Origin of the sequence: Anabaena sp. CCY 0017, assembly GCF_963920885.1 — a bacterium.
Taxonomy (GTDB): domain Bacteria; phylum Cyanobacteriota; class Cyanobacteriia; order Cyanobacteriales; family Nostocaceae; genus Nodularia.
In genome coordinates, this window is sequence record NZ_CAWUDG010000019.1 from 73,338 (window position 1) to 84,065 (window position 10,728).

General features: G+C 42.5%; 8 protein-coding genes. 6 read left to right on the forward strand and 2 right to left on the reverse strand.

All coding sequences use genetic code 11. From position 1 onward, the window contains the following. The first annotated feature begins 334 nt into the window (after positions 1-334). Complete coding sequence (gene nagZ / locus ACM0OW_RS19570; RefSeq protein ID WP_414551818.1) at positions 335-1,441, forward strand: beta-N-acetylhexosaminidase; 1,107 nt, start codon at positions 335-337, stop codon at positions 1,439-1,441. A gap of 180 nt (positions 1,442-1,621) precedes the next feature. On the opposite strand, the gene ACM0OW_RS19575 is transcribed toward nagZ, so the two are convergent. Beyond that, on the reverse strand, positions 1,622-2,020 hold the full coding sequence (locus ACM0OW_RS19575) for a metal-sensing transcriptional repressor (RefSeq protein ID WP_414551819.1): 399 nt from the start codon (positions 2,018-2,020) through the stop codon (positions 1,622-1,624). Between the two features lie 278 nt (positions 2,021-2,298). Here ACM0OW_RS19575 and ACM0OW_RS19580 point away from each other — a divergent pair, with 278 nt between their 5' ends. Together ACM0OW_RS19580 and ACM0OW_RS19585 are read left to right on the forward strand one after the other, a co-directional pair. Further along, positions 2,299-3,537 (forward strand): HhoA/HhoB/HtrA family serine endopeptidase, encoded by a 1,239-nt coding sequence (locus tag ACM0OW_RS19580; protein ID WP_414551820.1) that lies wholly within the window; start codon positions 2,299-2,301, stop codon positions 3,535-3,537. Positions 3,538-3,606: 69 nt separating this feature from the next. Then, a complete protein-coding gene (locus ACM0OW_RS19585) occupies positions 3,607-4,788 on the forward strand; it encodes an aldo/keto reductase (protein ID WP_414551821.1) in 1,182 nt (393 codons plus the stop codon). A 63-nt stretch (positions 4,789-4,851) separates the two neighbouring features. On the opposite strand, the gene ACM0OW_RS19590 is transcribed toward ACM0OW_RS19585, so the two are convergent. Then, entirely contained in the window at positions 4,852-6,174 is a 1,323-nt protein-coding gene (locus tag ACM0OW_RS19590; protein ID WP_414551822.1) for a hemolysin family protein, read from the reverse strand. A gap of 213 nt (positions 6,175-6,387) precedes the next feature. Here ACM0OW_RS19590 and mfd point away from each other — a divergent pair, with 213 nt between their 5' ends. From mfd to ACM0OW_RS19605, 3 genes are all read left to right on the forward strand, one after another. After that, positions 6,388-9,861, forward strand: a complete 3,474-nt coding sequence (mfd, locus tag ACM0OW_RS19595) for a transcription-repair coupling factor (protein WP_414551823.1) — start codon at positions 6,388-6,390, stop codon at positions 9,859-9,861. A 70-nt stretch (positions 9,862-9,931) separates the two neighbouring features. Further along, positions 9,932-10,237 (forward strand): hypothetical protein, encoded by a 306-nt coding sequence (locus ACM0OW_RS19600; RefSeq protein WP_414551824.1) that lies wholly within the window; start codon positions 9,932-9,934, stop codon positions 10,235-10,237. 12 nt (positions 10,238-10,249) lie between these two features. Continuing rightward, a complete protein-coding gene (locus ACM0OW_RS19605) occupies positions 10,250-10,630 on the forward strand; it encodes a hypothetical protein (RefSeq protein WP_414551825.1) in 381 nt (126 codons plus the stop codon). Positions 10,631-10,728 lie beyond the last annotated feature (98 nt).

Genomic DNA, 10,728 nt, shown 5'->3' on the forward strand with positions numbered 1-10,728 from the left:
AAATCAACCCTGATTCCTATAGTTAGATCAAGACTTACTATTTTATACATTAAGCTCTTAGGGTTATTTTTTTGAATATTGGCTAAATATACACTAATCAGAGTATATACGCACATCTTCCTGATATGAGAACCCCAAAATTCTTGCTGTGAAATCATTTCAAGCTTTTTTCGTATGTTCCTCAACGGCACACCGTTATAATAACTTCAACCCCTACAGCCGATGTATGGTGTTGCACAAATTTTCAGAATTGGTATAAAGGTGTAGAAAAATACCTTATTCTTTCAAAGTTAAAACTCCCCGTTGTTGGTTACACAACTATAGGTGAAGCATTATGGCAGTATCGCAAGATTTAGAACGCTTTGGACATCACTTGATACTTGGGATTTCAGGTACTTCATTAAGTGATGATGATAAACGCACGCTGAGTGACTTAAAACCAATTGGGGTGATATTTTTTGCTAAAAACTTTCTGGATGGTACACCTTATGAAGTGTGGCTAGAAAGCTTCAAGAATCTGAATTATCAAATCAGAGAATATACTGAACGTGATTCAATGTTTATGACATTAGATCACGAAGGTGGCAGGGTAGTCAGGACACCACTCCCAATTACCAGATTTCCTTATGCTTTATTGTTGCGATCGCCTATAGGGCAAACCCCATCTTATGCCAGAAGAGTAGCAAAAGCTACAGCATTAGAATTGAAATCTTTGGGAATAAATTTATCCTGGTCCCCTGTAGCAGATATTTTTTCTCATCCTCAAAATCCCATTATCGGTCCTCGTGCCTTTGGTTGCACTCCCGAAACCACTGCTGAAGGTGTGCGTGAATACTACAAAGGACTTCAGGAAGAGGAAATGTTAGGATGTGCTAAACACTTTCCTGGACATGGAGATACTAGTAAAGATTCTCATCTTGAATTACCAATACTGAATCTCACCTTAGAAGAACTCCGAACTCGTGAATTGATCCCGTTTAAAGCGCTGATTGAAGAGAAAATTCCTTTAATCATGACAGCTCACATCCTCTTTCCCAAGATAGATCCGCAATTTCCCGCCACACTTTCTCCAGCTATTCTGACCAAAATCCTCCGAGAGGAATTAGGTTTTGAAGGAGTGATTGTCTCTGACGATCTCGATATGAAAGCTGTTTCAGATATGTTTACCCAAAGTGGGACAGTAGCGCGAGCCTTTAATGCTGGTTGTGACTTGTTTATTGTCTCGCGTAATATTAATTCATTATCTATTGAACGTACCTATCAGATGGCTGAAGATTTTGCTGATTCCTTAAACAGGGGTAGCCTGGATGAATCAGTAGTAGCCGCAGCTAGAAACAGAATCGAGCAACTACTGGCGGTAACTCCTCAGTATATTATCCATACTTTGAGTAAAAGTATACTAGTTCAACACGCTGAACTGGCGATCGCTTGTTGTTACTAAGGGCGTAGGAAGCAAGAAGTGGGTCTGATTTTCTTAATTACGAATTACGTAAAGCCTGCGGCATAGCTGCGCTTAGAGCGTAGCTCCTCTGTTCGCGTAGCGTTCAGCAGGAAAAGAGGCATTACGAACTACGAACTACGTTAGCGTAGCTCTACCAACGGGAGCATTACGAATTACGAATTACGGCAAAAACCGATCTAAAGCGGCTTTTAACTGTTCAAGTTCCACTTCTATATTGCCTTCTTGAGCTGCTCTAGCAATACACTCAGTTAAATGTTCATCTAAAACAATTCTCGCGACCTTATCCAAAGCGCCCCGCACAGCCGCAATTTGTAACAAAACATCAGGACAAGGGCTATTGTGCTGCACCATTGTTTTAATACCGCGAACATGGCCTTCTATCCGAGATAGCCGATTGACAATTTTCCGTAGTGACTCTTCACTATGAACGTGAGGATGTGCCGAGTTTTCATGCTCATGAGGATGATTTGTCTGCTCTTTTAGATCATGAAGGTGGGCATTTTCTACTTGCTGGGATGCCGGCAAAGATTCTTTAGCTAATCGGTTTAATCCGTTCATGGGTTCACATTGCCAAAGCACTGGTAGTATTAATATCCTAGCCTAGAAGATAATTGTTAATGAGAAAACTATTCCTGCCAATTAACGATAGCTTTGGTGAAATGGTTCAAGCCTGAAACCCGAACCTTGAAAGGGCGAATGTCCATAATAGCGATTATATTAAATAATATATTAACTTTTATTACAGGTGGTTTAGAACGGATAATCTGCCATTTCTGTAAAAATAACTGTAAATAGATGTTTAGGTAAAAATTAGGCTGGCATATTAGGTTGTAATTATGCGATTCTCCCAAATATCAAGTTCTATACGTCAATTCAGTTCTTATTTGTTCGCCCTAATTATCGGGGTGACGCTAACCGTCAGCACTTGGCAGGTATTGCCCTCTCAAGCTGAACCCGCACCTTATTCTGCTTATACAGACGCGATGAATCGCGTCTCTACAAGTGATGCCTCGGATATTGTCGCCCAGCAATCACCGGCAAATGCGGCTATAGGTAGCAGTAGCTTTGTCACTGCGGCTGTAAATCGTGTGGGAACGGCAGTGGTACGGATTGATACTGAGCGCACTATTACTCGTCGGATAGACCCGTTTATGGAAGACCCATTTTTCCGGCGTTTCTTTGGTGATGGGTTCCCTCAACAGATGCCTTCGGAACAATTGCGTGGTCTAGGTTCTGGGTTCATTATTGATAAAGGTGGTCTGGTTTTGACCAATGCCCATGTAGTCGATAAAGCTGATAAAGTGACAGTCCGTCTCAAAGATGGTCGCACTTATGAAGGCAAAGTTCAAGGGATTGATGAAGTTACTGATTTAGCAGTGGTGAAGATTAACCCTGATAAGGATTTACCTGTTGCGCCTTTGGGTTCTTCCGATGCAGTACAAGTGGGAGACTGGGCGATCGCAGTGGGTAATCCGTTAGGATTTGATAATACTGTGACTTTGGGCATTGTTAGCACCCTGAAGCGTTCTAGCGCCCAAGTTGGCATTGCTGACAAACGCTTAGACTTTATTCAAACCGATGCGGCGATTAATCCCGGTAACTCCGGGGGGCCATTATTGAATGAACGCGGCGAAGTCATTGGAATTAATACGGCTATTCGTCCTGACGCGATGGGTATTGGCTTTGCGATTCCTATTGATAAGGCTAAAGCGATCGCCTTGAAATTGCAACGTGACGGCAAAGTTATTCACCCCTATTTAGGTGTGCAAATGGTAACTTTAACCCCCGAACTAGCAAAGCAGAATAATACTGACCCCAACTCTCCAATTCAAATACCAGAAATTAATGGTGTTTTGGTGATGCGAGTTGTACCTGATTCGCCAGCTGCATCTGCGGGTGTGCGTCGTGGGGATGTAATTGTACAAATTGATCGAGAACCTGTCACCAGTGCTGATAAGTTACAGAATCTGGTAGAAAATAGTCGTCTTGGTCAGTTGTTACAGGTGAAGGTTCAACGCGGTAATCAGATCCAGGTACTTTCAATCCGCACGGCTGAGTTACGAGATCCTGTTTAAAAGTAGAGACGCGATAAATTAAGACGCGATTTATCGCGTCTCTACAAAATGCACTATATTTATGTATTTATGCTTTACAGAAGATTTGGCCGCACAGAGTTACAGATGCCTGTTTTTTCTTGTGGTGGCATGAGATACCAGTTCAAATGGCAAGATGTTCCTAATTCCGAAATTCCTGCGGATAATCAGGCAAATTTAGAAGCGACTATTCGCCGATCCCTGGAAGTGGGAATTAATCACATTGAAACTGCTCGCGGTTATGGTACATCAGAAATGCAATTGGGGCAAATATTACCCAAGTTTCCCCGTGAAAAATTAATTGTCCAGACAAAAGTCAGCCCGGTTGCAGATGCTCAGAAATTTCGCAAAACATTTGAACAATCGTTGCAAAATCTCCAGTTAGATTACGTTGATTTACTAGGAATACATGGCATCAATCATGCGGAATCTTTCGATAATACTATGCGTCCCGGTGGCTGTTTAGAAGTAGCACGACAGTTACAAGCAGAGGGAAGAGTGAGATTTATCGGCTTTTCTACTCATGGATCTAAAGAGGTAATTATCCAAGCAATTAATACTAACCAATTTGATTATGTAAACCTGCATTGGTACTATATTAACCAATGGAATTGGGAGGCAATTACAGCCGCTAACCATCACGATATGGGGGTATTTATTATTAGTCCTTCAGATAAAGGAGGGAAGCTATATGAACCACCGCAAAAGTTAGTTAAACTTTGCGCCCCTTTAAGTCCGATGGTGTTTAATGATTTGTTTTGTCTGAGTCATGAAAATGTCCATACTTTGAGTTTGGGTGCATCCAGACCAGAAGATTTTGATGAACATCTGAAAACTTTAGATTATTTAGACCAAGCGAAGTCAATTCTGCCGCCAATTTTGAGTAAGTTAGAAAAAGAAGCGATCGCCACTTTAGGGGAAGACTGGGTAAAAACTTGGGAAACTAATTTACCCACCTGGGAAACAACACCGGGAGAAGTGAATATTCCTGTAATTTTGTGGTTGTTGAATTTAGCGATCGCCTACGATTTAGTAGACTACGCCAAAATGCGCTACAACCTATTGGGTAATGGTAGTCACTGGTTCCCCGGTAACAAAGCAGACCAACTAGACGAAATAGACCTGAGTAAATCTCTGGCGAGTAGTCCCCACGCCGAGAAAATTCCACAAATGTTAGCAAAAGCCCATCAGATGTTAGCAGGTGCTGAAGTTAAGCGGTTATCGAAAAGTTAGTCATTAGTCATTGGTCGGTGCTGAAGTTAAGCGGTTATCGAAAAGTTAGTCATTAGTCATTGGTCACAATTTCCCCCCTGCTCCCTGCTCCATTATCGGTGTTACCAGGACTTTATCAACGCGGTTACTGTCCATATTCATGACTTCAATCCGCATTCCACGCCATTCAAAATAGTCGGCGGCTACTGGGATACGTCCTAGATGATTGATCACAAAACCACCTAATGATTGATAACTTCCTCTATCGCCGATTTCCCACTCTTCGAGGTTGAAAAGTTCATAAAATTCATCTATGTGTAACATCCCATCCAATAGCCAGGAACCGTCCTCCCGTTGCACAGCTTGGGGTTGTTCCTCTCCCGGTTCTTCAGGAACATCACCAACGATTTCGCTCAAGATGTCGTTTAAAGTCACCAATCCTTGAATGACACCATATTCATCCACTATCAAAGCCATGTAAGTAATGGTTTGTTTGAACAACTCCAACACTTTCAAACCATGAGTAATTTCTGGCACATAAACCGGCTGTCGCAATCCGATTGTTAAGTCCATCGGTTCATTGCGAAAACACCTAGCTAATAAGTCCGTAACTGGAATTACACCCAGGACATTATCTAGTCCTCCCTGACAAACGGGATACCGGGAATAGGCACTTTCAATAATTTTTTCGCGGTTTTCGGCGGGAGAGTCCTCTAAGTCTAGCCAAACAATATCAGGACGGGGTGTCATAAAGGAACTGGCAGGGCGATCGCCTAAACGAAATACTCGCTCAACCATATCTTGTTCCGCCTCATCAAAGGTTCCGGCTTCTGTACCTTGTTCGATTAAAATTTTAATTTCTTCTTCAGTCACTTGTGGAACCAGATAGGGACTCATGCCCAATCCTCGCACTATCATATCTGTAGAAGCACTGAGAAAATACACAATTGGTGAAGCCAGGGCTGTGAGGGCTGTCATGGGAATAGCCACAAAGGAAGCAATTGCTTCTGGGCTATTTAATGCGAAACGTTTTGGTAATAATTCCCCAATAATCAGCGATAAATAGGTGATGATTAGAACTACTAGCCCGAAAGCGATCACTTGACTAAAAGGTACTAAAAAGGGAATAGCACGTATATATACGGTTAATACTGGCGCAATTATTGCACCTCCCAAAGCACCGATCAAGATAGCAATCAGGGTAATTCCTATTTCAATTGTTGAGAGGAAATGATTTGGCGATTCAGCTAGTTTCAATGCTACCCTCGCTTTAGTATCCCCTTGATTCGCCTGCTGCTGTAGCCTAGCTTTACGTGCGGAGACGATTGCCGTCTTTGACATCGAAAACACGCCATTGGCAATAATTAGCACCAAAAGGATAGAAATTTCAAAAGTGATGGAGGACATTTTTTAGAATCGTCGCTGATCAAAGCGAATGCAGGGGAGGGTTGATTTCAATCATTGTCGATAATATCTGTAAACCCACCCCTACTGACTGTCAGGTAGACAGATAATTCCCTAGCGATAAGATCAGGAAAGGCTATAAGACTTTTAAAATAGTAAATATAAACTAACTCTAATTTTTCTTATTTTTAACGACTTCCTCCTGTAGTAAAACTTATGGCATTTTCTTCTATTGTGCGTGCCTTGGCGCGATCGCCTCTGAGTACTGAATTACTTTCCAAGTTAAATCGCGAAAAAGAATTGCGGTTAAATGGCATTTCTCGCCTACCGAAAGGTCTAGTAACTTCGGCATTAGCGCAAAATTCAGGCAAGAATTTGTTGGTAGTAGTGCCAACCCTGGAGGAAGCCGGACGCGCTTTTGCACAGTTGGAGGCGATGGGATGGCACACAGTCCATTTTTACCCGACTTCTGAAGCCTCTCCCTACGAACCCTTTGATCCGGAAACGGAAATGACTTGGGGACAGATGCAGGTTCTCGCTGATTTGATCAATGGGGATTGGGAATCGAGCCAAAATCCCACAGTGAAGCGTTCCTTGGCAATTGTCGCCACGGCTGGGGCGTTACAACCCCATTTACCACCGCCAGATGCTTTTACACCGTTCTGTCTGACTGTAAAGCGGGGTATGGAATTTGATTTGGATACCTTCGGGGAAAAAATTACGACTTTGGGCTATGAACGCGTTCCACTGGTGGAAACAGAAGGTCAATGGAGTCGGCGCGGTGATATTGTCGATGTCTATCCAGTTTCGTCGGAAATGCCCGTGAGATTAGAGTGGTTTGGTGACGAAATTGAGAAAATCCGCGAATTTGATGCCGCAACTCAACGTTCTGCTCTTGACAAAGTTGACAAAATTACCCTTACCCCCACTAGCTTTGCTCCCATCGTTTCGGAAGCACTGAAAGACAACGCTGATTTTACAGACTCAGAACTTTTAGAAGGAAGTCGGCGTTTTTTAGGGTTGGCTTTTAAACAACCTGCATCACTTTTAGATTACTTAAGTGAAAATACTCTGGTTGTTGTTGATGAACCAGAACAGTGTCATGCACATAGCGATCGCTGGGTGGAAAATGCTGAGGAACAATGGGGAATGGGGAACGAAGCAGAATCTCGCCCGATCATCTCAGAATTACCGAAAATTCACCGTTCTTTTGATGAATGTCTAGCTGATGTAACTAAATTTCCCACTATATATTTATCGGAACTATCAGAAGAAAACAGTGGGATAAATTTGGCGAGTCGGTCGTTACCTGTGACACCGCACCAATTTAATAAACTCGCGCAAACACTCAGAGGAGAACGCGATCGCAATTTCTCAATTTGGCTAATTTCTGCCCAACCTTCCCGTTCTGTCTCTCTTCTACAAGAACACGATTGTCCGGCGCAATTTATCCCCAATCCCCGTGACTACCAAGCAATAGACAAATTACAAATTAACCATACACCTGTAGCCCTGAAATATTCCGGCTTGGCAGAACTCGAAGGCTTTATTTTGCCGACATATCGGCTAGTAGTTGTCACAGACCGTGAATTTTACGGACAGCATTCCTTAGCTACACCGGGATATATCCGTAAGCGTCGCCAAGCGAGTTCCAAGCAAGTAGACCCTAACAAACTGCGTCAGGGTGATTATGTAGTTCACAGAAGTCACGGAGTTGGTAAATTTGTCAAACTAGAAAGCTTATCGATTAATCATGAAACCCGTGATTATTTGGTGGTGCAGTATGCTGATGGTATTCTGAGAGTTGCAGCCGATCAAGTCGGTTCTTTATCCCGATTTCGCCGCACAGGAGATAAAGCCCCAGAATTGCACAAAATGACTGGTAAGGCTTGGGATAATACCAAGAACCGAGTTCGTAAAGCCATCAAAAAATTAGCGGTGGATTTGCTGAAACTGTATGCAGCCCGATCCAAGCAAGAAGGCTATCCCTATCCTCAAGATATGCCTTGGCAAGAAGAAATGGAAGATTCCTTCCCCTACCAAGCCACCACAGACCAGCTAAAAGCTGTGCAAGATGTCAAGCGCGATATGGAAAGCGATCGCCCAATGGATCGTTTAGTCTGTGGTGATGTCGGATTTGGTAAAACAGAAGTAGCAATTCGGGCAATTTTCAAAGCTGTGACATCAGGTAAACAAGTCGCCCTCTTAGCACCCACTACCATTCTGACTCAGCAACATTACCACACTCTCAAAGAACGCTTTGCCCCTTACCCGGTAAATATCGGCTTACTGAATCGTTTTCGCAGTGCGGAAGAACGCCGCACAATTCAAAAGCGATTAGCCACGGGGGAATTAGATATAGTCGTGGGGACACACCAACTTTTAGGGAAAAATGTCACCTTTCGGGATTTAGGATTGTTGGTGGTGGACGAAGAACAACGGTTTGGGGTGAACCAAAAGGAAAAAATTAAAAGCTTGAAAACTCAAGTTGATGTGCTGACGCTTTCCGCAACTCCCATTCCTCGAACCTTATATATGTCTTTGTCGGGGATTAGGGAAATGAGTTTAATTACCACACCACCCCCCAGCAGAAGAGCGATTAAGACTCACCTTTCGCCATTAACCCCGGAAATTGTCCGCAGTGCGATTCGTCAAGAATTAGACAGAGGTGGACAAGTATTTTATGTAGTTCCACGAGTGGAAGGCATTGAAGAACTGACAGCTAATTTACGAGAAATGATACCGGGGGGTAGGTTTGCGATCGCGCATGGTCAAATGGATGAAAGCGAGTTAGAATCCACCATGTTGACTTTCAGTAACGGTGATGCGGATATTCTGGTTTGTACCACAATTATCGAATCTGGTTTAGATATTCCGCGAGTCAACACCATCTTAATTGAAGATGCCCACCGCTTCGGTTTATCTCAATTATACCAATTACGTGGACGTGTGGGACGTGCCGGAATACAGGCACACGCTTGGTTATTTTATCCGAAGCAACGGGCGTTATCGGATGCAGCACGGCAACGATTACGGGCGATTCAAGAATTTACGCAACTCGGTTCTGGATATCAGCTAGCGATGCGCGACATGGAAATTCGGGGTGTGGGTAACTTGCTAGGTGCGGAACAATCGGGTCAAATGGAAGCTATCGGCTTTGATTTGTATATGGAGATGTTGGAAGAGGCGATTCGAGAAATTAGAGGACAAGAAATACCCAAAGTTGATGAGACGCAAATTGACCTCAACCTCACAGCATTTATTCCCTCCGATTATATTCCCGATGTGGATCAAAAGATGAGTGCGTACCGTGCAGTGGCGGCGGCGAAGTCTTCAGAAGAATTAAAATATATCACGGCTGAGTGGAGCGATCGCTATGGGGCGTTACCAGTTCCAGCGAATCAACTTTTACGAGTCATGCAACTCAAACAGCTAGCGAAAAAGTTAGGATTTAGCCGCATTAAACCAGAGAATAAGCAGCATATTGTTTTAGAAACACCAATGGAAGAACCCGCTTGGAATTTACTAGCGGGAAATTTACCAGAACATTTGAAGACGCGTTTTGTTTACTCTCCGGGTAAAGTGACAGTTCGCGGTTTAGCAGTTTTGAAAGCTGACCAACAATTGCAAAGTTTGCTAGATGCGATGAACAAAATGCAAGGTGCTGTTGCAGAGGCGGTTGTTGTGTGATCAATAATCAATCAGGAGTTCAAAAAAAGGGTTGCTTCGGTCTGGTTGATTCTGGATCTGCATAGAATAAATGGAAGATTTACCTAACAATTGGGCTGATATACAAGCAGACACTGTATATCTTTCAATGAGTGGGTTGTTAATTTCATTTGCCAGCGAGCAAATAAAGTTAGGAATAAAATATGATCAAAATGGCAAGCATTTAAAAGCAATCGAGAAAGGACAAGTACCCACACGCCGTACTGTACTAGTTCCTTCCCAAGAAGAAGGCTATGAGTTGAAATCCAAAGTATTAGGTAAAGGTGGCGATCGCCGATTTCATGCAAAATTTATTGATGGTGTGTTGCACTTCCCCGGTTGGATAACAGAACATTAAGTAGGAATACGTATGACAAAAGTTGAATTGAAAAATCACCAAGTTTGGCGAGATTTAACTGAGATATTAGAAACTTTAGATCCTGATATTCTTGTTAAAGAACACCTTGAATCATGTGATTATAAAGTATGCGGCTACTGGGATGAGCAAGATGAATATCATGAAATAATTACTTTGCCTCGTAATCTAGAAGCCTTATTAGTCAGCAGTTCTATCGGAGTTACTAATAAAAAACGCTTTATACAACTAAATTTTTCTCTAATAAATGCTGGTATTGATATTACTTATCAGCCAACTAATAACTCTCAAAAGTTGGGTGAATTAGTTCTTATATATGATGAAAATCTGGAATTTGTTGATGAAAACTGGCTTTTAGATATTGATGTTATATAGCAATTCTAAATAAATTATGACCCCAAAGATCCCCGACTTCTTGGGGACTTCCAAATAATAAATTACCCAAAAAAACTTAAGAGAAAATGTTTGTTAGA